We start from the raw sequence: 26,715 nt of genomic DNA on the forward strand, positions 1-26,715 counted from the left end.
ATCAAGAAATAGATGGCTCGCCCGATTCTTTACGAATATCTGCACCAAGTGCTGTCAATTTTTCAACGATATTACCATATCCGCGTTCAATATGTTCGATTTCAAGGATCTCTGTCGTTCCTTCTGCAACAAGACCCGCAATAATTAGAGCTGCTCCCGCGCGTAAGTCTGTCGCTGTCACTTTTGTCCCTTTTAGTGGTGTTTTTCCATAAATCACAACACTTCGACCACTTTGCTTAAATTTACCACCCATTCGTTCCAACTCTGCAATTTGCTTAAAGCGATCAGAATAAACCGTATCCGTTACGATACCGCTTCCTTCTGCTTGGGTAAGGAGCGCCGTCATTGGTTGTTGCAAATCTGTCGCAAATCCTGGATACGCATACGTCTTCACATCAACCTTGCTCAACTGCTTAGCTTCACCAATATAAATAGAATCATCCGAAACCTCAATGGGTACCCCCATTTCACTTAATTTGGCTGTAATCCCTTCTAAGTGGTCTGGAATAACGTTTTGAATTTTAACCCCATCTCCAGCAGCTGCCGCAATAATCATATACGTCCCGGCTTCAATCCGGTCTGGGATAATCGCGTGTTTGCAACCCGAAAGCTTTTCGACACCTTGAATGCGAATCGTATCTGTCCCAGCTCCTTTGATATTTGCACCCATATTATTCAAAAGAGTGGCAACATCAATAATTTCTGGCTCTTTTGCCGCGTTTTCAATCACCGTTTTTCCTTCAGCTAAAACTGCCGCGAGCATAATATTAATCGTCGCCCCGACGCTAACGACATCTAAATAAATTCTTGCTCCGCGAAGCTTTTCTGCTCGCAAATAAATAGCACCTTGTTCATTTGTTACTGTTGCGCCAAGTGCTTCAAAACCTTTAATATGCTGGTCAATTGGACGAGGGCCAAGATAACAACCGCCCGGAAGTCCCACTACTGCTTTTTTAAATTTACCAAGAAGTGCTCCCATTAAATAATAAGAAGCACGAAGTTTTTTTTACATTGCCATTTGGAAGTGGCATATCGACAATCTCACTTGGATCGATAATTGCTTGATTTTCATCATATCGAACGTTTCCACCGAGTTCCCCTATAATTTGATAGAGTGTATGAACATCTGAAATATTTGGCAATCCCTCTAATACAACTTCTGAGTCTGCCATGATTGCAGCTGGGATTAAAGCGACAGCACTATTTTTAGCCCCGTCAATCGTTACAGTCCCTGAAAGCTTTTTGCCGCCTTGTATCACCAATCGATTCGCCATGACTAACCTTCTTTCTTTTCAATTTCTTCCTTCATTATCGCTGAAACCCGTTTTTTATGCAAGACTCTGCTCCGTAAAAAAGCCATCCTCCTCTAGGACAGCTTTTCTTTAAATTGAACGCTCGCCGTTTTTTTTTTTCGTTTCAGGCCGATTATCTCGAACCATTAACGCAACCGCCCCAAATACGATACAACTATAATACGTGACAATACGCCATAAGATCAGAGCTGCAAGTAACTTAGCGGATCCAAGAAACGGAGCAAACATAAGCGTAAACGTGTATTCCGCTCCACCACTTCCGCCAGGGGTTGGCATCACTGTTGCAAACATCATGATGAAAGCATGAAATGTAATCACCATATAGAGTCCCATAGTTGTAACACCTAACCCTAGCATTACAAAGTAAGGAATCGCGAAGTATACCCATAACTGTAATGTTGTATAAAAACTAGCTGATAATATGAGTCGCCAATCCTTACTGATTCGACCACTTTCTTCATGAAATGTATCAATTTTTTCATCGATGCTTTCCTCTATTTTAAGCATCCGCTCTTTTTTCAAAAACCAACCGACCGGCTTTAAAAGTGTATGTACCAATCTGGTTGTAAAGCCACGACTCTTGCTGACAAGAACTAAAGCGATGATCACTAAAAGATGAACCAAAAAGCCTACTACTACAAGATATTTCACTTGCGGAACTGCTCCAGTCATCAAATAGTGAAAACCAAAAATCAAAACCAGTAAAAAGTTAACAACTATCATCGCTTGATAGATAATAAATTTAAATAGCAAAACCGAGCTTGCAGATCCGATATCCATGCCTTTTTTGATCAGCGCGTATAGCTGTGCAGGCTGACCGCCCGCCTGCATCGGTGTAATGGTATTGAAAAATTGCCCGATCATTGTAATACGAAAAGACGAAAAAAACTTTTGTTTCTTAAAACTTGGTTTTACACTTTTATGGAGAACGACGCCCTCGAATAGCCAATACAAAAACATGAACAAGAACGCTACTAAGATCCACCATAAGTTAACTCGATCCATCTCTTCGAAGAATTTTTTCAAATCGACATCGCGAAACTGCCAAACTAAAAAACCAATGCTAATCACAAGAATCAAAAAAATATTGAGCCAGTTTCGTTTTGCAGTTTTGCTCATGCCTCTTTTCACTCCTTCACTAATTGATGGTAAAAGTCATCCCAAATTTTAGTCAACCTCTCCTCTGAATAATATTCAGCACCTGCTCTCGCCATTTGAACAAGCCGGTCATAATCAGAACGATTCTCTTTTAATTCACTCAGTTTTTGAATGAATCCCTGATTGTCACTTGCAGCATCATAATATCCCGTTAAAATATCCTTATATAAGTCAAGATCCCGAACAAGCACTGGAACATCCGCGCTCATCGCTTCGAGTATCGCCATCGGGAAAAGTTCATTATAAGAAGGCATGAAAAAGACATCTGCCATGTTAAAGCAATCATTCATTTCTGTTCGATCGACAATTCCAATAAACTTTACATTCTTTGGAGGGTGGTCATAAATTTCTTTGAGTTCCTCGTAACCAGCCGTGATTTTCCCGAAAGAAAATCCTCCTGCCCAAACAAATTCAATTTCAGGGAGCGCACGTGCGACTTCGATGAAATCTAGTACGCCCTTTCGATGCTGCACTTGTCCAACTCCAAGCACAACAAATTTGTCAGGGGCAATCTGATATTTTTTCCTAATTTCTTGTTTCGCTTCGCTCTTCATTGGATAAAATGTTTTTTTGGAGACAAAATTAGGGATATAATGAATTTTTTCGCGAGCAATCCCGTGTTGTTCAAGCTTCGGTATAAACGACGAATTGACCACTACAATTTGATCCATTCGATTATAAAAAGAAATCAAATATTTATAAAAAAACAGCGCGGGCAATTTTAGGTAGCTTTAAACTTCCTTCCAAAGTTTCTGGCAGAAAGTGGACATAGCCAACCCGAACTCCGCGCTTTTTCTTAAAAAATGTCGAAAGATAGAAATGAAAATCTACCGTATGGTAATGCGTAATGTCGCTTTTACGAAAGGTATTAATTGAAAGATCAAACTTATCATTTAAGTGTTCGGACACAAGGTTAACTAGCTCACGATAGGCAGAGGCAACTCCTTGTCCCTTAACTTTTTCCGCAGACGACAGCATAGTTAGTTTAATCACGTCTACTAGACCTACCTTTCCTGATGTGTGGGTTTGATGTTAATGAGAAAACCTGCGAAGCCATCTTACTTCTTAAAAGGGTCGGCTTCAAATCAATTGGCTTTCTCTCTGTCGACTGGTAGGTCGCAATCACTTCCATATAGGCAGCTTCAACCGTTTTACCAAAGTTCTCTGCCGAATAACATAGGACTTCGCTCCGTCCATTTTGAGCAATTTGTTTGGCCCTTCCCGGGTTTTTCAAAACAAACAGTAAACGAGGTGCTAACTCTTCATCAGAATCAAATAAAAAACCTGTTTTTTCATCTATTAGAAAATCTTCAATGCTCTCATCACGTTTAGCAACAACTGGAAGTCCTGAAGCCATAGCTTCGATATAGGTCAAACCTTGTGTTTCACTTGTCGAAGCACTGACAAACAAATGGCCTAGCTGGTAATAATTCCCAACTTTGGTCCACTCAACAGCACCCGTAAAAATCACAGAATCGGCTAACCCAAGTTCTACAGATTTTTCTTCGAGTTCCGCCTTAATTGGTCCATCTCCTACAATCACCAGTTTCGCGTTAGGAATCTCTTGTAAAACCTTCGGGAAAGCTTCTAGAATTGCATCAATATTTTTCTCATAAGCGACACGACCTAGCGACAAAATAACCGGATCTTCTTTTGAAATGCCAAGTTCAGAACGGATCGCATCTAAGGTCTCGTCGTCTGCACGTTCGAACGAATGCAAATCTGTACCCGTTGGAATTGTGTAAATTAATTTATTTAAACCACAATCTTCCAAATGATGACGCACTTTTTGCGTTGGCGCAATGAGTGCCTGATAACTTTCACAAAAAGAACGTGTCATTCTCTTTACCATATTTGGCTTTAAGATTTTGCCTTTAGCAATGTAATGCAGATAATCCACATACATCGTGTGGTAGGTATGAATGATTGGAATCGAATATTTCTTCGCAATTTTTTTACCTAAAAGTCCTAGCGAAAATTCAGTATGTGTATGAATAATATCTAAATTCAATTCTCCGACAAGACGAATAAACTTACTCATGCCTGCAATAGCGATTCTTCGCTCTGGAAAGAACACAAAAGGAATGCTTGGCAAACGAAATACACGTCCCTCTTCACTTGCTCTATCAGCATTAGGATCGGTCGTCGTAAAAATATATACGTTGTGTCCTCTTCGTCTCAGCTCTTCTTCCAAGGTGGCAATTGAAGTCGCTACCCCACTGATTTGCGGACTGTAGGTATCGGTAAAGATCCCTATATTCATTACTATCGCCTACTCTCTCCATGTTGGTTCTCTGGATATCTGTTTCATTATTATAGCATAATTCACGATATATGTATCCCAAAGCCTATTGTTCGGATATCTCTATTATGAAGCCATATCCTCACTTTTTCATACGCCCTCAGAATGATTTTTATCTAAATCTTTAATTAAAGTGTCTATCACTTTTTTCCAACTGCTTTATTTTACAACCCTTTTCGATATAACACAATAACCATTATTCCAGACCGTTAAACAATTCCCTAAATCAAGGCAAACAAAAAAGGAGAGACGTACAAACGCCTCTCCCTAAAAAATTTAAAATTGTTCTTACGCTTTTCCGTTAGAACCGAATTCTTGAATTTTTTCTGTAACTGTTTTAATGATCGCATCGACACCAGGGCCGATAACTTTACGTGGATCATAAACATCTTTATCAGCAGCAAGTTTTTCACGAACAGCTGCAGTCCAAACAATTTGGCACTCAGTGTTAACATTGATTTTGCTGTGACCAAGTTCAATCGCTTTTTTAATTTGATGTTCAGGAATTCCTGATCCACCGTGAAGTACAAGCGGTTTACCTGTAAGTTCGGAGATTTCTTTCATTTCGTCAAAGCCTAGCTTTGGTTCGCCGTGGTAAGGGCCATGTACAGAACCAAGTGCAGCTGCAAGTGCATCGATACCAGCTTCTTTCACAACGCGTAAGCATTCTTGTGGATCAGCATAGTTAATTCCACCAGTAACACCATCTTCTGTACCACCAACAGTTCCTACTTCAGCTTCTACAGAAACACCTTTTGGATGTGCATAGTCTACAACTTCTTTTGTCATAGCTACGTTTTCATCAATTGGATGGTGAGAACCATCGATCATTACCGATGTGAAGCCTGCATCAATTGCAGCTTTACAAGAATCAAAGCTTGAACCATGGTCTAAGTGGATAGCAACTGGAACTGTAATTTTCAAGTCTTCTACAAGCCCTTGAGTCATTTTTACAACTGTGTTGAATCCTCCCATGTATTTTGCAGCACCTTCAGATACACCAAGAATTACAGGTGATTTTTCAGCTTCTGCAGCTTTCAAAATAGCTTGTGTCCATTCAAGATTGTTGATGTTGAATTGACCAACAGCATATTTTCCAGCCAATGCTTTGTTCAGCATGTCTGTCATGTTAACGATAGGCATAATACAATTTCCTCCCTCAGGAATTTAAGAAAACTTGGTGTTTTCTTAACTTATTTGAATTTCCGCCGTGAAAAATAGTGGCAGCTATTTTTCCCTAACAAAAATATCATAACAGATTTGTGAGCAATTTACCATAAAGAATACCTATTATTTTCTGAAAACGCTTTACTCCTAATCACTTTGAAAACCTACTACTATCAGTTAGTAAGGAGCGTTTTTCAACTTATCTTGATCAGCAAAAACCTCTAAGGCTTGATGCAAACATTGAACAGTATAAGGAGTCTCACCACCATACACCCCATCATAGCTGAAATTCAAAGGCGTGCGCCCAGTAATCTCAACATTTTTGACTCGCCGATAAATAACATCATCGCTTTCCAGATGTGTTCCACGCTTGAGTAATAGAAAAAGCGAGAACAAACGGGCTGGACTTACCTTTTTTAAAATCAGCAGATCAAAATAGCCATCATTAATTTTCGCTTTCTTGACAAGCGATTCCAGTCCGCCAACTGTATGCGAGTTATTGATAAAGCTCAGTAAGATTGGCCCTTCAAATGTTTCCCCATCAAAATCCATCTGCACATCTACAGATTTCAATTGAGGGAGCATCTTTAACCCGTCAAAAAGATAAGCCAGCCTCCCAAAACGTTTTTTCTTCTGTTCAGAGACCGCATATGTAATTTCTGTTATTTTACCGATCGCTGCATTATTAATAAAATATTCATCTTGATTGCATTTTCCAATATCTACTTTCACAATGTTGCGCTTAGCAATTTGTTTTGCTGCCAGAATGGGATCTTTTTGGAAACCAAGTGCTCGGGCATAATCATTCGTTGTCCCAATCGGCAGTATCCCTAAAACTGGTCGATTATTAGAACGCATGATGCCATTAACAACCTCATTAACAGTTCCGTCCCCTCCAGCGGCAATAATGGCTTGCCACCCTTCACTTGCTGCCTGAAAAGCTATTTTTGTAATGCTTCCCGGCTCTTCTGTTGAAGATACTAATGTTACTTCATAACCAGCTTGAACTAATAATCGTTCAACCTCAGGCATAATTTTATGGAACTTATTCTGTCCCGCCGCTGGATTATAAATAATCATCGCTGTTTTCAACACATTCATCCCCCCACTTCACTTTTTTTAGTTTCCTACAAAAAAACATTCATCTGTCAATTTTAGGGCTTTGCGCCCTCAACTTTTTTCCTAAAATCAACTATTTTCTTTCCTGAAAAATACCCTTTTTTTTATGTTAAATATTATATATTCGCTAAACGCCTTGAAAAAACTGAATACTTTACCAGCCAAAAGAATCATTTTCGATTGGTATATTGACGCTACCAGATAGGATTGTCATAATAGAAATAGAAAGTGAAATTTTTTTCATTTTTCGACAATAAAAAAAGAGGAGTTGATCAACATTTGAAAATACTTCTACATTCAGCATTTCTTGCAACTGGGCTGGCCCTTGTTGCCATTCCAAGTGTTGCCTCCGCTGATGAAGTAAATACCCCGCGGCCACACGATACTACGGATGACTTAAAATCCGCGGATGAACAATCTATTTATGTTCCTCAAGCAATCCGTGAAGGAAAAGTAACGGAAGAAAATGATGGATTTGAAGATGGGACGGATACGAATGTATTAGCTGATGTTCCTATGCTCCGAGCTGCTGGTTATCCAGATGTAAATAGCTACATCAAATCTAAAAACTTCAGTACGGCTAGTATTGAATATCAGTTAAAAAGCCAATTCCCGAAGTTCAACTATCGGAATGGTTATGGGAAACCTGAAGGAATCGTATTGCACGAAACAGCGAACAATAATTCCACTATTCAAAATGAAATTGATTATATGAGTGGAAATTGGCAAAATGCATTTGTTCATACTTTTGTTGATAAATCTCGTATTATTCAGATTCACCCAACTGATAATGCTGTTTGGGGAGCCGGACAGTATGCCAATGCTCGGTTTGTCCAATTTGAGCTTGTTCGTTCCAAAACTTTTGACGATTTTGCTCGTTCTATCAATAATTATGCGTATTATTCGGCATATTTGCTTACAAAATACAATATGAAAGTTGACAGTGCGGAAAGCGATGGTAAAGGAACCGTTTGGTCACACAATGCGGTTACCAAATACCTTGGTGGAACCACTCATACCGATCCAATTGGTTACTTTAATCAATATGGTTACAATTGGAACAGCATGATGTCCCTCATCCAAGAAAAATATGATCAAATTAATAATGGCGTTATTCAATATGACAAAGTAATTTGGGCTTACGCTCGTGTGAAAACACCAAACACGGTTATTTACTCAAAACCAACTGGCGCAAAAGGAGCAACATCTGTTGGTAATCTCTCTAGTTACTCTGGCAAGCAAATGCGCCTTGTCCGTGAAGCAAAAGTTGGCAATACCATTTCTTCACAAATTAGTGTTGATGGAAAAGTAATTGGCTATGTAAACAATGCTTCACTTGATATCTTTTATAAAACAGCTAACGAAACCTCTCTCTCTGGCTATCGCATGGTAAAAACGGCAAATCAAAACGATGGATACTACATGTTGCCTGTTGCTGAGCCGGTTGATAAAAAGGGCACTTTGAAAGATCTTTATAATAAAGTGCTAACAGTCGACCGACAAGTTACCGTTGACGGCGTGGTTTGGAATCGTATGAAAAATGGGTCAGCCATTGTTGGATGGACAAAAGCAAGCAATCTAGGACTCACCGTCTCAACAAATGACATCATTTGGGCTTATGCTCGTGTGAAAACAGCCAACACAACCATTTATTCTGGACCCGTTGATTTTGCAACAGCTGTTTCTGTAGGAAACTTGTCTAGTTATTCTGGTAAACAAATGCGCCTTGTTCGGCAAGCTAGAGTCGGAAATACCATTTCTTCACAAATTAGTGTTGATGGAAAAGTGGTCGGCTGGGTAAACAATAACTCACTCGATATCTTTTATAAAACAGCCAACGAAACCTCTCTCTCTGGCTATCGCATGGTAAAAACGGCAAATCAAAACGATGGTTACTACATGTTGCCTGTTGCTGAGCCGGTTGATAAAAAGGGCACTTTGAAAGATCTTTATAATAAAGTGCTAACAGTCGACCGACAAGTTACCGTTGATGGCGTGGTTTGGAATCGCATGAAAAACGGAACTGCTATTGCTGGATGGACAAAAGCAAGCAATCTAGGACTTACCGTCTCAACAAATGACATCATTTGGGCTTATGCTCGTGTGAAAACAGCCAACACAACCATTTATTCTGGCCCTGTTGATTTTGCAACAGCTGTTTCTGTAGGAAACTTGTCTAGTTATTCCGGTAAGCAAATGCGCCTTGTTCGACAAGCTAGAGTCGGAAATACCATTTCTTCGCAAATTAGTGTTGATGGAAAAGTGATCGGCTGGGTAAACAACTCTGCTCTTAATATCTTCTACAAATCTGCGAATGAAAAGGTTGTTTCCCTAAAACGAATGGTTAAAGCCACAAGTCAAGGAGAAGGCTACTACATGTTACCTGTTGCAGAAGCTGCAGATAAACGTGGAACTTTGAAGAACGTGTATGGCAAAGACCTTACTGTTGACCGTGAAGTAACTGTTGATGGCGTAGTTTGGCAACGTATGAAAGATGGATCGAATTTAGTTGGTTGGACGAAGGCTAGTAACCTAGGAGTTGCCGCTTCCTCCAATAATGTCATCTGGGCTTACGCTCGAGTAAAAACGGCAAACACACCTATTTATTCTGCGCCTGTCGGTTCCGCTGCTGCCGCATCTGCTGGTAATCTATCGAGCTATTCCGGTAAGCAATTACGGCTCATCAGAGAAGCCAAAGTGGGCACTACTACATCATCACAATTTAGTGTCGATGGAAAAGTAATTGGTTGGGTGAACAATAACTCACTAAATGTTTTCTATAAATCCTCTATGGAGAAAATTATCTCTGTGAAGCGGACAGTGAAAAATACAAATGGTGAGTATTACCAATTACCTGTTCCTGAACCTGTTGACAGAAAAGGAACACTTGCTGCATATGCAGGTAAAACTTTAACTGTTGACCGTGAAGTAACAGTCGATGGAGCTGTTTGGAATCGTATGAAAGATGGCTCAACCATTGTTGGCTGGACGCTTGCATCTAATTTAAAAGCTTAATTTTAAAAATCCCCTGAAATCTTTCAGGGGATTTTTCATCGGTCGAAAAAAGCTTAGCTCTCTCGAATATGATTGATTCGAGTCAAACTAAGCTTTTTCTTTTTATGCTTTTGCTTTTAGTTTTTTGCTGCCAAAGCTGCACCTACAAATCCATCAAACAGGCTTTGCGGACGATTTGGGCGGGAAATAAATTCAGGATGATATTGACAAGCGACAAACCACGGATGATCCTTTAATTCAACCACTTCAACTAAACGACCATCTGGACTTGTTGCTGAAACAATCATACCCGCTGCTTCCACTTGTTCACGGAAATCATTATTGAATTCATAACGGTGACGGTGACGTTCCTCAACGAGTGTTGTACCATATGCTTCAGCCGTTTTGGTTCCTTCTTTAATTCGAGCAGGGTATAAACCTAAGCGAAGGGTTCCGCCAAGATTTTCAATATTTTTTTGTTCTGGAAGTAAATCAATGATATTGTACGGCGTTTCAGGATCAATCTCTGCAGAGTGTGCCCCTTTAAGCCCCACTACATTTCGAGCAAATTCTACTGTCGCAAGCTGCATGCCTAAACAAATGCCAAAGTATGGCACTTTGTTTTCACGAGCATAGCGAATAGCAGCAATTTTACCTTCGATTGCTCGGTCTCCAAAGCCACCAGGAACAAGAATCCCATCCACATGTCCAAGTAGTTCTGCAACATTTTCCTCTGTCACTTTCTCGGAGTCGACCCAGTCAATTTCAATTTCTGTATCATGTGCATATCCAGCATGACGTAAAGCCTCAGCCACTGAAAGATAAGCATCTTGTAAGGACACATATTTGCCGACTAGCGCAATCCGTGTTTTCTTGGACAGATTTTTCACACGATGTACTAGCTCTTTCCATTCTGTCATTTCTGCCTCTCGCGCTTCTAGTTTTAAATGGTCTAACACAATTTGATCCATTTTTTGCGCTTGAAGAGAAAGCGGCACATTATAAAGCGTGTCTTCATCGCGACTTTCAATAACTTCTGAAGCTTTAATATCACAGAATAGCGCAATCTTCTCTTTCATTTCCGTCGAAACCGGTTGTTCCGTTCTTACAACGATCAAGTTCGGTTGAATACCCAAACTACGTAATTCCTTTACACTGTGTTGAGTTGGCTTTGTCTTCATCTCACCAGCAGCCTTAATATAAGGAATAAGTGTTGTATGAATATAAAGCACATTTTCTGAACCTACATCACTTTTAATTTGGCGAATGGCCTCAAGGAAAGGAAGCGACTCAATATCCCCAACGGTGCCCCCGATTTCCGTAATAATAATATCAGAATTTGTCATTCTTGCAGCACGAAAAACACGATCTTTTAACTCGTTTGTGATATGTGGAATGACTTGAACAGTCCCGCCAAGATAATCGCCTCGGCGTTCCTTTTTAATAACCTCGGAGTAAATTTTTCCAGTTGTTACGTTACTGTAACGGTTTAAATTAATGTCGATGAAACGCTCATAATGCCCAAGATCCAAGTCCGTCTCAGCACCATCATCCGTTACAAACACCTCACCATGCTGATAAGGACTCATTGTACCCGGATCGACATTAATGTACGGATCGAACTTTTGAATCGTCACACTGAGACCACGGTTTTTTAGCAAACGGCCAAGTGAAGCCGCTGTAATTCCTTTTCCGATTGAAGAAACTACGCCACCCGTCACAAAAATATACTTCGTCATCGTTTAAAATCTACTCCTTCCAAAAAATAAATATATCAGCGCTTCTCAGTCGCTCGGGGTAAGAACAAAACCGCCCTACAAATAAAAGCACCAAATGCAAGAAATGCTGATTCTGCACTTGGCTATTTTTTATCTATCCACGGATCCAATAAAAAAAAGCGCCCCCGAAAATAAATACGGGAGCGCTTTTTCTTCCGATCAATTGTCCCAATTAAGGGAGCCCAATTAAAATACTACAGTTGAAACCCAAATAAGTCAAGTTTTTCTTTCGGCAAATTTCATGCCCGTCTGGCTCAAATCCGCTTGCTACGTGCATAAAAAAATCAGCTAAAAAATTTTTTTAGCTGATTTTTTTCGAATTACTCTTCCGGATCTTCCGTATAGTCACCATCACTATAATCATCTTCTACCGTTGCCAAATCTCCTTCGATACCATCCGGCAAATGATCATCCATATCTTCATCTTCGTCAACTAGACCATCAGAAAGCGAAACTTCTTCTTCGCCCAGTTCCTCAACTACATCGTCTTCCTCATACTCAACATCGTCATCCATAAGATCATCTAACTCTTCATCTTCGTCATCATCGTCTTGATCTTTCTTACGTTTTTTCTTCGGAGCTGAGTGTGTTTGAACTTCTTCATCGATCGCATCAATTGGATACCATGCTCGAAGTCCCCATGTATTATTACCAAGCGAAATAAAGTTCCCATCAATGTTCATGTCCGTATAAAACTGAACTAAGCGTTCCTTCATGTCGTCACTTGAAATCCCCAAAAATTTCTCGATTTCTGTAACTAATTCTTGAAAATTAATGACTTCACGTTTTTCTTCTAGCACATAATGTGCAACCTCAATTAGTGAGACTTCTTTCCGTTCTTCTTGCGTTAACTTACTTAAATCCAAAGTTGGCACGCCCTTTCCTCACACGTTTTCGCTTCAATGACTTTTTCAACTCATTTATTCAACTTTTATCTCATTTCACTATTTTACATGTTACTAGACGCAAGCACAATCCGAAAATTCAACTTCGTTTTACGATTTGGTAGCCAATGTAAAAGAATAGGACCGCCATCAGTAAGATTGGAATTGATCCAAGTTGAAAATTATAGAGAACATAGATTGCGACGCACAGAAACACGAAAAGCAGCGTTAATATAATGATTCGCTTCATTTATTGCTCTCCCCGTCATTAAAATGCCTCTGTTTGTTTAACTTTAAAACATTTTATTTCTTCCGTCAATAACAAGCATCAACAGACCTAGAAGGCAAAAGCCATGAAAGAAGCTTTTCTCCTCTTGTCTTGCACCTAATTACATTTTCTCTGGAGCTTCAACTCCAAGTAATTTCAAGCCGTTTTTCAAATTGATCTTTGCCGCTTTAATCAAAGCTAAACGCGCTTTAGTAAGCGGAACATTTTCCTCATCCAATACTTTATTTGTATTGTAGAACCGGTGAAATGCCGCGGCAAGGTCATTCAAGAATCTCACAATTCGATGTGGTGCTCTTTTAGAAGCGGCTTCAGCAACAACATCAGGGAAGTCGCCAATTACTTTTAAGAGGTCAAATTCGACTTCCGATTCAAGCAACGAAATATCTGCCTGATCAGAAACTTGAATTCCTTTTTCTTCGCCAGAACGCAAAATACTTGCGATCCGCGCATGAGCATATTGTACGTAATACACCGGATTTTCATTTGAAGTCGACTTCGCAAGCCCCATGTCAAAATTCATATGTGTATCCGAACTCCGCATCGCAAAAAAGTAACGTGTTGCATCCAAACCAACTTCTTCAATCAAATCCCGCATTGTAACAGATTTCCCTGTCCGTTTACTCATTTTCACTTGTTCGCCATTTTCATAAAGATGGACCAGTTGAATAATTTCCACTTCAAGTTGGCTAGGCTTATAACCCAGTGCTTCAATCGCAGCACGCATCCGCGGGATATAACCATGATGGTCGGCCCCCCAGACGTCAATCAAAATATCGAAGCCACGATTTAGCTTATCCAAATGATACGCAATATCTGGGAAGAAATACGTATAGCTCCCATCTGATTTAATCAGAACGCGATCTTTATCATCCCCGAAGTCCGTGGTTCGTAACCAAGTTGCACCATCTTGTTCAAACACATAGCCATTCTCACGCAACTTCTCGAGCGTCGGCAAAATTTTATTATTCTCATAAAGCGACGTTTCGCTGAACCAACTATCAAAATGCACCCGAAACTCATCTAAATCTGCTTTTAGTTTTGCCGTTTCAAACGCTAGTGCATCTTTCCGGAATACTTCGCGGCGTTCTTCTTCGCTCGCATTCACATACTGATCGCCATATTTATCAGCAAGTTCCTTTCCAAGCTCGATGATATCTTTTCCGTGATAGCCATCTTCTGGGAAAGCTTTTTCAATGCCTAACGCTTCAAAATAACGTGCTTCAGCAGAAAGCACTAAATTTTGAATTTGATTCCCTGCATCATTTACATAATATTCCCGTTCAACATCGAACCCAGCCATATCCATGATATTTGCAAGTGAATCTCCAATTGCGGCGCCACGAGCATGGCCTAGATGCAAGTCTCCTGTTGGATTCGCTGAAACAAATTCAATTTGAATTCGCTCCCTTTTACCAAAATCAGACTGCCCGTAAGACTCATCTTCTGCAAGAACCGCAGGAATAACCTTTGTCAAATAACGATTATCCAAGAAAAAGTTGATGAATCCAGGACCAGCAATTTCAATTTTTTCAATTTGAGAACTTTTCGTATCAAATTCTTGAATAATACTTTCAGCGATTGCTCGAGGTGCTTTTTTCGCTACACGAGCAAGCTGCATCGCAATATTTGTGGAATAGTCACCATGCGATTTTTCTTTCGGTACTTCAAGAAGAATTTCTGGCATATCAGCTTCGCTAATCCCCGTTGCTTTTAGAACAGCCTGCTTAATTTGCCCAACCAAATTCTCCTGTGTTTCTTTAATTAAATTCATTTGGGTCCTCCTCTATCCGCATTGTTACCTCATATGAACCCACGTAGGTTCCTGCACTCAGCAAATCATACTGAAATGCAACTTCTCCTTGTGCCGTATCTTGATTGAACACTTCATTATAGCTGACGAGTTCCGATTCAAATAAAAACTTACCTGCGCCAGACTCAACCGAAGCAGTACTTTTGCTTTTATCTTTAAAAAAAGTGTAAACGCATATTAACAGCGCCATTTCGAAGCAAAAGAAGCTCTGTTTCTGAAACTTTAAGAACCGAGCGGATTTTTCCTTCCACTTGTTGTTCCTCATAGTGAAGATAGATATTCCCCTCGTCACGATAAAAAACCCCTGGAACAGTGATTTCAGTTTTTTCCAGAGCATCCATTTGCCGCACTAGATTAGTAATTTGAATTCTTACCGGCTTACGTTCCTTTACCATCCTTCAGATTCCTTTCGAAGAGAAGTGTAGACGTACTATATTATAGAAAAAAAAAACATAGAAAAGCAAATCACTCAGAAGAAAATCCCTTGATAGAATTCGGTCATACCGTTAATGAAAAACGGAATTACTGTACTAAAAATCGGACCGATTGTAAAATTATATAGTGGCGTTAACGCAATGATAAGAAAAACTAAAAAAGCGTATTGCTCAACTGGTGCGATTTTCTCGCGGATTCGCATCGGTAGAAACTCCAGTATAATTTGATAGCCGTCAAGAGGTGGGAAAGGAATTAAATTAAATACAAATAGAACTAAATTTAATTGAATAAAAATCGTGAAAAAATTAGACCAGATAGTTCCTGTTAAAATAGAATGATTATGGCTAACAAGAAACATAAAAATGCCCATAGCGATAAAAGCTAATAATAAATTACTGATTGGCCCCGCAAGAGAAACGAGGATACTTCCTAAACGGCGCTTCTTTAAATTAAATCGATTAACAGGCGTTGGCTTCGCCCACCCAAATCCAACTAAAACAACCATTAATAAACCAATAAGATCAACATGCACAAAGGGATTCGGGGATAATCTTCCCTCTCTCTTAGCCGTATCATCGCCAAATAAAAGGGCTGTATAAGCGTGTGCCCATTCGTGAACAGTAAACGCAATCAAGATGGTGACAACGACATATGGAAGTGTCTCAAGCGGGTAAGCTAAAAAGTTACTCATTTAATTATTCCTTTCGTTTCCTTAAAATTTATATTATAATGGCACTATCCAAATAATAGCAGAGGTGATAACCATGCCGATCGTAACTATCAAATTTCTAGAAGGTAGAAGTGACGAGCAAAAAAAAAGCACTCGTAAAAAAATGTGACAGACGTTGTTTCATCTGATCTAAATGCACCTAAAGAAAAGATTCATGTTGTTTTGGAAGAAATGAAGAAAACTGATTACGGTGTTGCGGGCATCCGCAGCTCAGACCTATAATCGCCTAACCTTGCCGCTTGCGGCAAGGTTTTTTTTATTGCATTTCTTTTTTATGGATCAGTGAGACCATTTCTTTTGCCACTTCAATCGGAATGCGCCCATTTTCAATAAAATCAAGCGGAAAATATAGTTTGACATCCGTTCGGATTTTCCCGCCAATCGATTCAACCACAGGAGATTCCGTCGAAAGTTCATGCAGCTCTCCGTTGCGCATTAGAAGCTGAATTGGCGACTTTCCAGTACTTGCTCCTGGTTTATAAAGGTCATATGGCAAGTCAGAAGAGTAATCAATCACAAGATAGTAAGAAGGATCCACGTCCGCTTTTTCAAAGAGCCCCTTCATTTGATTGTAAAAGGCTTGATCTTGTGACGGCTCATAATCTACATAATGGAGTAAACGTCTTGTTAAAAACCGGTTACATAAGTCGCGCAAGATTTCATCTTCTTCTTTTTGCCAGATAGAAAAATAAAACATCAAAATTGAATCATCTAGCGCCAAATATTCGTCAAGCGTTACATTTTCACAGAAAAACGGTAAAACTTCATTCGGCGTGACCGCAAATTCATAGCCTTCTTGATAAAGTGATTTTGCCCGGTCTAAGATTTTCCATAAAAGCACTTCACCACTTCGACTTACTGGGTGAAAATAGACTTGTTGATACATTTGATAGCGGCTCATCAAATAATCTTCCACCGCGTGCATGCCTGATTCTTTAATAATTACGCCGTTGCTATCAGGACTTGGCCGTAAAACACGAAGAATCCTCTCCAAATCAAATTTTCCGTAGCTCACACCTGTGTAATAAGCGTCGCGAAGCAGATAATCCATCCGGTCTGCGTCAAGCTGGCTTGAGATCAGCTTTACGAGCGTTTGATTAGCGTGTGTTTTATTAATAACAGAGGCGACAAGAAACGGAAAGTCTTTCCCAGCACGCATGAGTACGTCTCTTACTTCTGATTTTCCCGTAATAATATTTTGTGTAAACTCTTCGTGGTCCGTGTGAAACACTTTCTCGAACGCATGCGAAAACGGACCGTGACCAAGATCGTGTAAAAGAGCCGCACAAAGCGCTGTAGCTCGTTCTATTTCATCAAACGTATCTTCAGCAAAGGTAACATCCAAAATTTGTCTAACAATCTCATAGACCCCGAGCGAATGATTAAACCGGCTATGCTCAGCCCCATGAAAAGTGAGCGAAGTTGTTCCTAGCTGACGAATCCGGCGCAACCGCTGAAATTCTTTTGTTGCAATCAAGTCCCAAATAATTTGGTCTTTTACATGTACAAGTCCATGAACTGGATCTTTGAATACTTTTCCTTCAGGCATCTTTTGTTGTAAGTAGCTCAAATTTCGTCACATTCCCTTCACTTGATTTTTTCATTACGTTGAATGATTCGCTCAAAATATTGCGGAAGCAAGTCAAGCTCTTCAGCAGACAGCGTGCTTGAATAAAGTTCACCTGCATAATAGCGCAAACTATTTAGTAAACGCCGCACAATATCATTTACCGTTAGTTCTTGTTCTAGAGAGCCTGATAATGTCCCCATCACACTTGGATCAACATCTGGGAATTTATATTTTTCTTGCAAATCTTTTCCGCTTCGCTTGTAAAACTCACGAATAAGAGTCGAACGCTCATCTTGATTACCATTCAACGCAAGATAAATTTGTACAGATACCCCTTTTGCCATGCGTCGTTGTGCGATCCCAGCAAACTTTCGCCCTTCAATGCTTAAATCATAACTCCCCGGACAATAGGAACGTTCAATTTCACGTGCTTCAATCACTTGATCAAAATCAGCAAACATATCTTTAATTAATGTGAACATCGTTTCATAGCCACGATCAATGGCAATCCCCCGTTCAACATCCGGTAAAATAAGCGACAAATTTAAAACCTCTTGATCTAATACAACTGCTAACCCGCCAGAATTACGCAAAACTACTTGATAGCCAGCTTCTTTCAAAAAAGCAATACCTTCTTGTAATTTAGGAAGCTTTGTATCTTGAATCCCTAGCGAAACCGTTTTTTCATGAACCCAAGCACGTAAAGTAGGGGGACTGACTTTTTTTCCAACAGTTCGGCAAAGCGTGTCATCAGTTGCGTAAGACTCAAGCGCACCAAAAGCAGGATTAACGTTCGTTTGATCAATAAAACGCCATTTAGGTTGCTTGAGTAAGCCTTCTTCCAATAAAGTCACGGTGCAAACTCCTTCACTTTTCTTTTTTGCTATTATAGCACACCAAGCCTTTCTATGGGAGCAAGTCCCTTAAAATCACCATTTGGTTTTAAATCTGTTTTTTCCCTTCACTTTTTTAGGTTTAAACCAAAGAAAACATAAAATAGCCACTAAAAACAAAATTTGTTTTTTCATGTTCATCCAACTTTCTTGTTTCTCTTTCTTTTCCTTCTCTTTTTTCAACTCAAACAAAAAAACGAGACTCTTTGGGGAAAGTCTCGTTTTATTATATAGAAAAGCTAGGGAGCTTTTTAAGCAATATTAGTATTCATAGGGGTCACGGCCATTTTTATGGTTCTTGCGATTATCCCCCGACCAAAGTTTATAAAGCAAGAAGATAATACCTGCCAAAATTAAAATCGGGAACAAGAAGTGTAAAGTTACACCAATAATTTTCAAAACAATATTTAAACCAATAAGTGCTAAAACAACTGTTAAAAAGTATTTCCAAAAGTTACTCATAATCAATCTCCTCATTTCTTTTTTATTATTTTGATGAAACGACTTGTATATCTGAAAGCTCCTTTGAACGAACTACCATTTGATTATCTTGAATAACTAAACGGTATGATTTATTCATTTCTAGCTTATCATTTGAATAAAATTTCAGTTGAACATTTCTTCCCGATGATGTTTTACATTCTTCCTTAAATGCGTATCCTTTAAAATTGGCTTTCTGAACTTTTTCACCTGAATGATTTATCGTCACTGTGTATGTATCTGAAGCCTCCGCAAACGGTGATCCTAGTTCAATAAAAACCATCACAATCACAAATACTGTAGCTAACAATCCAAACATTGCCCTTTTCATTTTTCTTGCTCCCTTATTTGATTTGATAAACTTATTATAAAGGGAAATTAGCACGATCAAAAAAGGCTGCAGAATGAATCTTCTATCATTCCTTAGTCTGATATCACAATCAGCCCACAAAAAAACTGCTATATACGCAGTTGCCTATTCATCAGGCGCATGCGTGCATAGCAGCACTTCATAGTCCTATTTAACAATCAGTTTCGTTTCTTTTGGAATTTTAAAATACACTTTAAAGGTTTCTTCTTGGAAGCTCCCTGGAACAGGAGTGCTATTCCATAAAAAGTCTTCGTATGGGAGCCGCTTCAAAGTAACCGCCTTTTCGCCGCTCTTAACTTGTTGTCTGACTTCTTCCATTCGTTCATTGTCAGCAGACTTGATGTGATAAAAGACAACGCTATAAGCCAGTGCAACCACAATCGTTAAACCAGCAATCGGAATAATCCAATTTGAAAAATCGATCCAATTTGATTCATTGGCAAAAACAAGTAAGCGAATGATGTAGAGTACAAACATTAAATACGGAATAACGAAGCACCGCGCGCCAATTGGCGTGATTAAGAAAAGTGGCGCAGAAACAAATGCTGCCGATAGCAAATAAAAAGAAAGTTCAACTTTTAAATTACGATTTAAAACAAAAAGGAACACACTTAGAATCAAGACTAAATAAAATAGAACGGATAGCCATGCTTCAAAATTTGCATTTTTCACTGGATCGGTAAAAAAAACTTAAATGTAGTGTGTTCTTAACAATAGGCACGTAAAAAGCATAGATAGTTAAAATAAAAATAAAGCTATTCTTTAAAATTAGTAGTCCCATCGAAAGATTTTTACCTGCTTTAACGAGCAGCAAGATTGTAACGAGTGCTAGAACTATATTAAGCCACATATTATTCATGATAAAAAGCTTGTACATATCTGTATAGAAGACTTCATAAATTCTGGAAAACAAGCCTTGATCCGTTTTAACAGAGCGGTAATTGTCAGACCCACTGAAAATTTTAACATAAGCTCCATTTGTAAACATAAGTATGGCACCAATTAAGGTTCCAACAAAATATAAAACTTGGAAAAAAATAAAAATTTACGGAACTTCACAAAACTATAAATAATAATAAAAAAGTGCTGCAAACACATTATAAATAGTTGCATGTTCTACAAAAAGCTGAGAGATAACGCCAAATGGGAGGGCTATACAAACAACAAACAGGCTATATTTCGGTGCTTTATCATAAAAGACATTTTTAATGATCAAGATATATAATAAAATACACAATATAGCTGTATTGTAATTAGCAAATCCTGCTGCCCAAGCAAAAGTAGATTTCAACATGCCAAGTGGAACTGAAAGCACAAGAAAAAAAGCTTAAGAAGCTTAGCGTCCATTTACTAGTTCTCGCAATAAGCAGTGGTAGAACAACTAATGCCGCTCCTAAGACCCCCATCAAAAAATAACGAATAAAACTAGAACGCGTAATTAAAATTTCTGTCAGGTTCCCTAGATATCTGCCGTTGTAATCTTTAAACCACTCTCCCAAGCGATCTGTACCAAAATGAATCGCCCATGTCCAATCATCGTGTGTGAGCGGCGTCATATATGATAGGAAAAAGTAAAATACAAACAAGATGAAACTGAAAATCGCTAGATGCAGACTGTTAATTTTTTTTTGTCATTATTTTTTCTCTCTATCCCTTCTTATTAACTGTTTCTTTGTCTTCGTTATAGCTCTCTACAAAATAAAGGGGGCGTTTTTTAACTTCCTGAAAAATCCGTCCCAAATATTCCCCAATGATACCTATACTGATAAGTTGTACGCCACCTAAAAATAGGATAATAATCATGAGTGAAGGAAAGCCACTCGTATCTGCCCCAAAAAAGCAGTGTTTTGATAAATAGATAGATCATATAAATAAAAGCTGCTGCCGACACAATAAACCCACTATATGTAGAAAGTCTAAGTGGAAAAGTCGTGTAAGAAGTAATCCCTTCAAGCGCTAAGTTAATCAATGACTGGTAATTCCACTTAGATTGTCCATCGTAACGGGGAGCCGCATCAAAAGTCACTTCTATTTTTTTAAAACCAATCCAGCTGTAAAGGCCTTTTGTATAACGATTGGTTTCTCGCATTTGCTTAAGCGCCTCGATACAACGTCTATCCAACAAACGAAAATCTCCTGCGTCTGGAAGAACAGGAATCCGAGCAACTTTTTGAAGAATCCGGTAATACATCTTTGAAGTAGCTTTTTTAAGCCACGTTTCACCTTCACGTCGATTTCTTTTCGCATACACATCTTCATAGCCTAGTTCCCAAAGTTTAAGCATCTCTAAAATCACTTCTGGAGGATGTTGCAAATCAGCATCCATTGTAACAAGTGCGTCCCCTTTGGCATAATCAAATCCAGCAGCCATCGCAATTTCTTTCCCGTAATTACGTGACAAGTCAACAAATACAACTCGATTATCTTTTTTATGTAAAGCCTTCATCTGATCGAGAGTCCCGTCTTTACTTCCATCATTTATAAACAGCAATTCAAATGTATAGGTTTCTTTTACTTCATTCATGACTTCTACAATACGTTCATAAAGTGGCACAATCATTGTTTCTTCGTTATATGCCGGAACAGAGATAGTCAAAAGCTTCAATTGGAATGTTCCTCCTTAAATTATATTCGCTACCTGTCTAATGCAATTATATTCATAGTTTATCATAAAAAATCCTTCATATCACTATAATTTCAGACAAAAAAAACAGTAGCTCATAAGCTACTGTCTTTGTTTAACCTATATTCTTATTTTTTGTACATCCATTTATAGTTTTCTGTCCCAATTGGATATGCAATGTAATCCTTTAAAGTTGATTTTTCTAGATAGGCTCTTCCCCCTTGATAAAGAGGAATTAAAGTCGCATTATCCTTTAACAAGATTTTCTCTGCTTCAAGAAGCGCATCGAATCGCTTATTCAAGTCATTCGCAAGTTTCCCTTTCGCACCTAGCACCAGTTCATCATATTTTTTATTTGAAAATCCTGTATGATTCCCAGGGCTTCCAGTTAGGAATAAGTTGAGATAAGTCAAAGGATCTTGGTAATCCCCGCCCCAACCGCCAAGCAGTAATTCAAAGTCCTGCGTGACATCTGCTTTAAAGCTGACTTGCGTCGGAACATTTTTTAGTTTTACCGTTAAGCCAGGTAAATTAGATTCAAGTTGATTTTGAATGAATTCAGTTTGTTTTTTTATAAGCGAGGTATCTCCCGCAGTCAAAGTAAGCGTTAGTTCTGTTTTGCCAAGTTCCTTTAGTCCTTTTTCGAAATAAGTTTTTGCCTCATCTTTGTCATAAGTCAAGAGTGGCCCATTAATCTCTCGAAAATCTTTGCCATTTTCAGGACTAAACATAATCCCACCTGGAACATCTCCGTCAAGCGACTTTGAATCATTTGCAAGCAACGTATCAACAAGCCCAGCTTTATCGATTGCCATGGCAAGACCGCGCCGAATATTTAAGTTGGCTAAATCGGTTTTTATGCCATCTTTACCTTGATTCATTTTCATGTAAACCGATCTGCCCGTCGTCATTTTATGAAACTCTTTATCATTTTCAAACTGTTTGACAAAATCGCCATCAAGTTCAACACGATCGAGTTTTCCAGTGTTATATAAATTAAGCGCTGCATTCGTATCTTTTACTACCGTTACATGAATTTTATCCGCCTTCACGTTCTTTTTATCCCAATACTTCGGATTTTTAACGTAATCAAACGTTTGACTTGTACTGTCCCAATTTTTCAAAATGAACGGTCCATTCGAAAGTAGCGTATCACTATTTGTCCCATAACGATTGCCTTCTTTTTTAAGTTGAGCCTCTTTTTGCGGGAAGAAGGTTCCTGTTGTTAGGAGTTCCTTGAAGATAGGTACTGGATTTTCCAAATCGATTTGCACGCGTTTTTTCCCAAGTGCTTTAATGCCCAGTTCACTTGGCGGAAGCTCTCCCTTTAAAATTTGCGTGGCATTCTTTACGATTTCTTCCATCTGAGGTCCATAGGCTGCTGCTGTTTTTGGGTCTACTACTTTCTTCCAAGCAAACTCAAAATCCGCTGCTGTTACAGGGCTTCCATCCGACCAATTGGCGTCTTTTCGAATATCGAAAATAAATGTCTTTCCATCATTTTTAACAGTCGGCTCTTTTTCAGCCAGCGCAAGTTCAGGTTTTCCCTTCTTATCCAAACGGTACAACCCTTCAAAAACCTGATTAACAACCTTAAAACTAGCTCCATTGTCCGCCGTAATTGGATTGACACTTGGGACAGCAGACGTTTCCATAACATTAACGGTTTTGCTGTCTCCCACCTGCTTACCTTGGTTTTCCCCTGACTTCCCTTCATTCGCACCACATGCCGAAAGTGCTAAAACTCCAAAAACCAAACTCCCAACTAGAAATTTCTGTCCCCTTTTACGCATTTTTTTCCTCCTTATTTTCTTGTTTGCCTTCCTCCTCCTAGGAAGCGCTTTCCAAATCACTCAAAAAAGACGAAAAACTTAAAAATCGAAATAAGTCTTTCGTCTTTTATTATAGTATCAACTGTATCTATTGTAAATAAAATCTGTATTAATTATCATCTTTTATTCAAGTAAACACCCGAACCAACAACAATAATACACACTGCCGCTACCATAATCATCATAAAGTAGCTTGGATCATTTCGCATAAAGACCGCAAGAATTAAACAAGCCACACCGAAAAAGACGAGCGATGCGATCGTGATTTTTTTTCCACAAATTTTTTGCATAAGCATCCGTTTTCTTGAATCCGACAAGTCTTAAAAAAAAGAAAGACCTTTTTCGAATAGCTTAGATAAACAGCAAGCAACAATGTAAAAGCACTTGCCGATAGTAACGCAAAACGCCCTGTCGGAATCTCATAACCCAGTCCATAAGCGATCAAACTTAGTTGCACAATAGCAAGTAGAACTAGCAAAAGTCGGAAACAATATTCAAATTCCAATTTACTTTCTTCTTTTACCTTCTCCTTGCCGTAATACTCTGTCCCAGTAAACATCACCATTAAAAACGGGATCAGGATAAGTCCAAGCCACTTCTGCATAAACATATCTGGAGAGAAGTCACTGCCGAAATGAACGGCCATTTCCGCCGGAAGTAGCGGATAACTAATTAGGGAAGCTGCCACCGTGATCAAAATAACCAAACTTGGAAACATCCCGATTTTTTTTCATCTCCTTCACCTTCCTATACTTAAAAAATTAATTTAAAAGCACAGCGAGGTCATTCCGTGTTTCTATCAGTCTGATGTTTGGCATTTGTTCTAGCTCTTTCTTCGTCTCCTGATACCCCTCGCTTGTAAGCGCGCGTGTTGCTCCCAAGTAAACGATAACTTGGAAACCCGCTCTTTCAAGCTGAATCACAGTTGTTTTAACGCAAAAATCAAAAGCAAGTCCACCTACAATTACCGTCCCTACATCATTTTGCTTCAAAAATTCTATAACACCTGTTGAAAGCTCTTCTTTGATATCATGATAGCAAGCGCCATATGGATGCAGATCAGTTTCCATTCCCTTCCAAACAAAATAGTCATATTCTGTTGGATGCGGAAGCCCATGAAGAAGCTCAAAGCCTTTCGTCCCCGGTTCGCAGTGCCTCACCCAAGTTAAGTCTGCATTTGGAAAGTCAAGCGGTTGAAGCATATCCTCGCTTTTGTCTACCACCCAAACTGCATTTGCTGGATGGGCATCTTTACTCGCTATCCGAAAGTCAGCAAGCGTAGCCATAAATTCTAATTCTGGAACAATCTCTTCCGCTTCTGGTACCGGAAGTTCCTCAGGACATACCGGACTGAATCCATTTTGTGCATCCACATCGAACGTTGCAATTTTCATTGTCATTCTTCCTCCAATTTTCCATAAGTTAATTGCGCAAACTCGCCGAAGCGTGTAACGTCTTCCAGTTTAAGACTGTGCGGATGGTCAGCTTCAAATAGCGGAATCCCACTCCCAAGGATAACCGGTGCAATCGTAAGCACAAATTTATCAATCGCTTCTTCTTTCAAGAATTGCCTCACAAGACCTGCACCGCCAACTAGCCAGATGTTCGCTCCTTCAATTGTTGCAAGCCAGTCCCGCACGTTTCCAGAAACAAAAGCAGCATATTCATCGGCCGAATCTGCTTTTGAACGTGAGAATACATAAACATCTTTTCTACTGTACGGAAAAGTATCTGTGAGCGAGAAAACTTGCTGGTAAGTCGTACGTCCCATCACGACGGTATCTACACTATCAAAAAACGCTTCGTAGCCACTATCTCCCGCGCTTTGGATTTTCTCAAGCCATTCTACGCTCCCTAGTTCATCCGCAATATAACCATCTAAGCTGACTGCAATATAGAGTGAGACACGTTTACTTGTCATCTTCATCAAATCCTTTCACAACCAGTTTTCCGATCATTTTCCCGGATTCCACAATTTTATGTGCTTCTCGCATTGTTTCTGCATTAATCGGTGTCAATACCTTCGTTAGCGTACTTTTTAGTTCTCCCGATTCAAAAAGCACTCGCGCCTTTTCTAAAATTTCATGTTGTCGAATTTGGTCAGCCGTTTGATATTTGGATCGCGTAAACATAAATTCATAATGAAAACCTGCACTTTTATCTTTAAGGATGCTCATTTGAACAGGATGGCTAAGCTCAACAATCGAACAGATTTGCCCTTCAGGCTTGATCGCCTGCTCCATCGCTTCAAAATGTCGATAGGTATCATGCAAACACAAAATATAATCCACTTGTGGAAATCCAATTTTCATAAGCTCCTCTGGGATCGACAAATGATGATCAATCACAAAATCAGCCCCATGTTGCTTTACCCAGTCAATCGTTTCTGGTCGGCTCGCAGTCGCGATCACCTCTAGGCCCGAAAACTTGGCGAGTTGCACTGCAATTGAACCTACACCACCTGCACCATTGATGATCAAAATGGATTTCCCTTTATCTTTTTCTGGTGTAATGAGCAGCCTATCAAACAAAGCTTCCGAAGCTGTAAGAGTCGTAAGTGGCATCGCAGCAGCTTCCTCATCTGTTAAATTCTGTGGTTTGTGCGCCGCTAGCCGTTCATCAATTCTTGTATATTCCGCATTACTTCCCTGTCTTGTCACATCACCTGCAAAATATACCTCATCGCCAACAGCGAACAAATTGACGTCACTCCCCACTTTTACAACCTCTCCTACCGCATCATAGCCAAGAACCCGCGGTGTTGCTTCAACCCGCTCTTTTGGCGCACGCTGCTTGGTATCCACTGGATTAACTGATACCGCTTTGACGCGAACCAGTAAATCTCGTGCCTCTGGAACAGGTACTTCAAGTTCAAGGTCCAGTAAACTCCCAGAATCCTCAATATCCAAATACCGATAAAGTCCTACCGCTTTCATCCTTTTCACCCTTTCTTCCTTTTTCTATTCCC

General features: G+C 39.4%; 18 protein-coding genes and 6 pseudogenes. 2 read left to right on the forward strand and 22 right to left on the reverse strand.

The genetic code is table 11. The features are described 5' to 3' along the window. Position 1: 1 nt before the first annotated feature. The 6 genes and pseudogenes from MAQA_RS08840 to MAQA_RS08865 form a co-directional block, all read right to left on the reverse strand. Positions 2 to 1,274 (reverse strand): annotated as a pseudogene (locus tag MAQA_RS08840) (UDP-N-acetylglucosamine 1-carboxyvinyltransferase). 108 nt (positions 1,275 to 1,382) lie between these two features. Then, positions 1,383 to 2,432, reverse strand: coding sequence for a lysylphosphatidylglycerol synthase transmembrane domain-containing protein (locus MAQA_RS08845; protein ID WP_036073215.1), 1,050 nt, complete (start codon positions 2,430 to 2,432; stop codon positions 1,383 to 1,385). Positions 2,433 to 2,440: 8 nt separating this feature from the next. Beyond that, a pseudogene (locus tag MAQA_RS08850) lies at positions 2,441 to 3,464 on the reverse strand (glycosyltransferase family 4 protein). After that, positions 3,457 to 4,734, reverse strand: a complete 1,278-nt coding sequence (locus tag MAQA_RS08855; protein WP_036073216.1) for a glycosyltransferase family 4 protein — start codon at positions 4,732 to 4,734, stop codon at positions 3,457 to 3,459. Before MAQA_RS08855 ends, MAQA_RS08850 begins: the two are co-directional and overlap by 8 nt. Positions 4,735 to 5,061: 327 nt before the next feature. Then, positions 5,062 to 5,916, reverse strand: coding sequence for a class II fructose-1,6-bisphosphate aldolase (fba, locus tag MAQA_RS08860; RefSeq protein WP_036073218.1), 855 nt, complete (start codon positions 5,914 to 5,916; stop codon positions 5,062 to 5,064). A 201-nt stretch (positions 5,917 to 6,117) separates the two neighbouring features. Then, positions 6,118 to 7,035 (reverse strand): diacylglycerol kinase, encoded by a 918-nt coding sequence (locus MAQA_RS08865; protein WP_036073220.1) that lies wholly within the window; start codon positions 7,033 to 7,035, stop codon positions 6,118 to 6,120. A 303-nt stretch (positions 7,036 to 7,338) separates the two neighbouring features. Here MAQA_RS08865 and MAQA_RS08870 point away from each other — a divergent pair, with 303 nt between their 5' ends. Further along, positions 7,339 to 10,074: a GW domain-containing glycosaminoglycan-binding protein gene (locus MAQA_RS08870; RefSeq protein ID WP_036073222.1), complete on the forward strand. Its 2,736-nt coding sequence runs from the start codon at positions 7,339 to 7,341 to the stop codon at positions 10,072 to 10,074. Positions 10,075 to 10,190: 116 nt separating this feature from the next. Here the strand turns inward: MAQA_RS08870 and MAQA_RS08875 are convergent, their stop codons facing one another. The 5 genes and pseudogenes from MAQA_RS08875 to MAQA_RS08895 form a co-directional block, all read right to left on the reverse strand. Beyond that, positions 10,191 to 11,792, reverse strand: a complete 1,602-nt coding sequence (locus tag MAQA_RS08875; RefSeq protein ID WP_036073224.1) for a CTP synthase — start codon at positions 11,790 to 11,792, stop codon at positions 10,191 to 10,193. Positions 11,793 to 12,151: 359 nt separating this feature from the next. Beyond that, on the reverse strand, positions 12,152 to 12,697 hold the full coding sequence (gene rpoE, locus MAQA_RS08880) for a DNA-directed RNA polymerase subunit delta (protein WP_036073292.1): 546 nt from the start codon (positions 12,695 to 12,697) through the stop codon (positions 12,152 to 12,154). 407 nt (positions 12,698 to 13,104) lie between these two features. Next, complete coding sequence (gene argS, locus MAQA_RS08885) at positions 13,105 to 14,775, reverse strand: arginine--tRNA ligase (RefSeq protein ID WP_036073226.1); 1,671 nt, start codon at positions 14,773 to 14,775, stop codon at positions 13,105 to 13,107. Beyond that, positions 14,762 to 15,209: pseudogene (locus tag MAQA_RS08890) on the reverse strand (YwiB family protein). The gene argS and the pseudogene MAQA_RS08890 overlap by 14 nt, the downstream one beginning before the upstream one ends. 74 nt (positions 15,210 to 15,283) lie before the next feature. Then, entirely contained in the window at positions 15,284 to 15,940 is a 657-nt protein-coding gene (locus tag MAQA_RS08895) for a site-2 protease family protein (protein WP_036073228.1), read from the reverse strand. Between the two features lie 73 nt (positions 15,941 to 16,013). Between MAQA_RS08895 and MAQA_RS08900 the strand changes: the two are divergent. Next, a pseudogene (locus MAQA_RS08900) lies at positions 16,014 to 16,201 on the forward strand (2-hydroxymuconate tautomerase). 34 nt (positions 16,202 to 16,235) lie between these two features. Here the strand turns inward: MAQA_RS08900 and MAQA_RS08905 are convergent. The 11 genes and pseudogenes from MAQA_RS08905 to MAQA_RS08965 all read right to left on the reverse strand — a co-directional run bounded on the left by MAQA_RS08905 (position 16,236) and on the right by MAQA_RS08965 (position 26,683). After that, positions 16,236 to 17,549 (reverse strand): HD domain-containing protein, encoded by a 1,314-nt coding sequence (locus tag MAQA_RS08905; protein ID WP_036073231.1) that lies wholly within the window; start codon positions 17,547 to 17,549, stop codon positions 16,236 to 16,238. Between the two features lie 17 nt (positions 17,550 to 17,566). Next, positions 17,567 to 18,403, reverse strand: a complete 837-nt coding sequence (lipL, locus tag MAQA_RS08910; RefSeq protein ID WP_036073232.1) for a lipoyl-[GcvH]:protein N-lipoyltransferase — start codon at positions 18,401 to 18,403, stop codon at positions 17,567 to 17,569. 300 nt (positions 18,404 to 18,703) lie between these two features. Beyond that, positions 18,704 to 18,904 (reverse strand): hypothetical protein, encoded by a 201-nt coding sequence (locus MAQA_RS08915; RefSeq protein WP_036073234.1) that lies wholly within the window; start codon positions 18,902 to 18,904, stop codon positions 18,704 to 18,706. Positions 18,905 to 18,929: 25 nt separating this feature from the next. After that, positions 18,930 to 19,253, reverse strand: a complete 324-nt coding sequence (locus MAQA_RS08920; protein WP_036073237.1) for a YxeA family protein — start codon at positions 19,251 to 19,253, stop codon at positions 18,930 to 18,932. Positions 19,254 to 19,439: 186 nt separating this feature from the next. Further along, positions 19,440 to 19,964 carry a DUF6056 family protein gene (locus tag MAQA_RS08925; RefSeq protein ID WP_036073239.1) on the reverse strand — a complete coding sequence of 175 codons (525 nt, stop codon included), beginning with the start codon at positions 19,962 to 19,964 and terminating at the stop codon, positions 19,440 to 19,442. A 975-nt stretch (positions 19,965 to 20,939) separates the two neighbouring features. After that, positions 20,940 to 21,897, reverse strand: a pseudogene (locus MAQA_RS08940) (glycosyltransferase family 2 protein). A 146-nt stretch (positions 21,898 to 22,043) separates the two neighbouring features. Further along, a complete protein-coding gene (locus MAQA_RS08945; RefSeq protein ID WP_036073246.1) occupies positions 22,044 to 23,708 on the reverse strand; it encodes a peptide ABC transporter substrate-binding protein in 1,665 nt (554 codons plus the stop codon). Positions 23,709 to 23,863: 155 nt separating this feature from the next. After that, positions 23,864 to 24,465, reverse strand: a pseudogene (locus MAQA_RS08950) (DUF1648 domain-containing protein). Between the two features lie 43 nt (positions 24,466 to 24,508). After that, positions 24,509 to 25,141, reverse strand: coding sequence for an isochorismatase family protein (locus MAQA_RS08955; RefSeq protein ID WP_036073248.1), 633 nt, complete (start codon positions 25,139 to 25,141; stop codon positions 24,509 to 24,511). 2 nt (positions 25,142 to 25,143) lie between these two features. Beyond that, the gene (locus tag MAQA_RS08960) at positions 25,144 to 25,668 is read right to left on the reverse strand and encodes a dihydrofolate reductase family protein (protein ID WP_036073249.1); all 525 of its coding nucleotides are present in this window, start codon (positions 25,666 to 25,668) and stop codon (positions 25,144 to 25,146) included. Then, entirely contained in the window at positions 25,658 to 26,683 is a 1,026-nt protein-coding gene (locus MAQA_RS08965; protein WP_036073252.1) for a zinc-binding alcohol dehydrogenase family protein, read from the reverse strand. Before MAQA_RS08965 ends, MAQA_RS08960 begins: the two co-directional genes overlap by 11 nt. Positions 26,684 to 26,715: the final 32 nt, after the last annotated feature.

It is taken from the genome of Listeria aquatica FSL S10-1188 (genome assembly GCF_000525795.1).
In the GTDB taxonomy this organism is placed as follows: Bacteria; Bacillota; Bacilli; order Lactobacillales; family Listeriaceae; genus Listeria; species Listeria aquatica.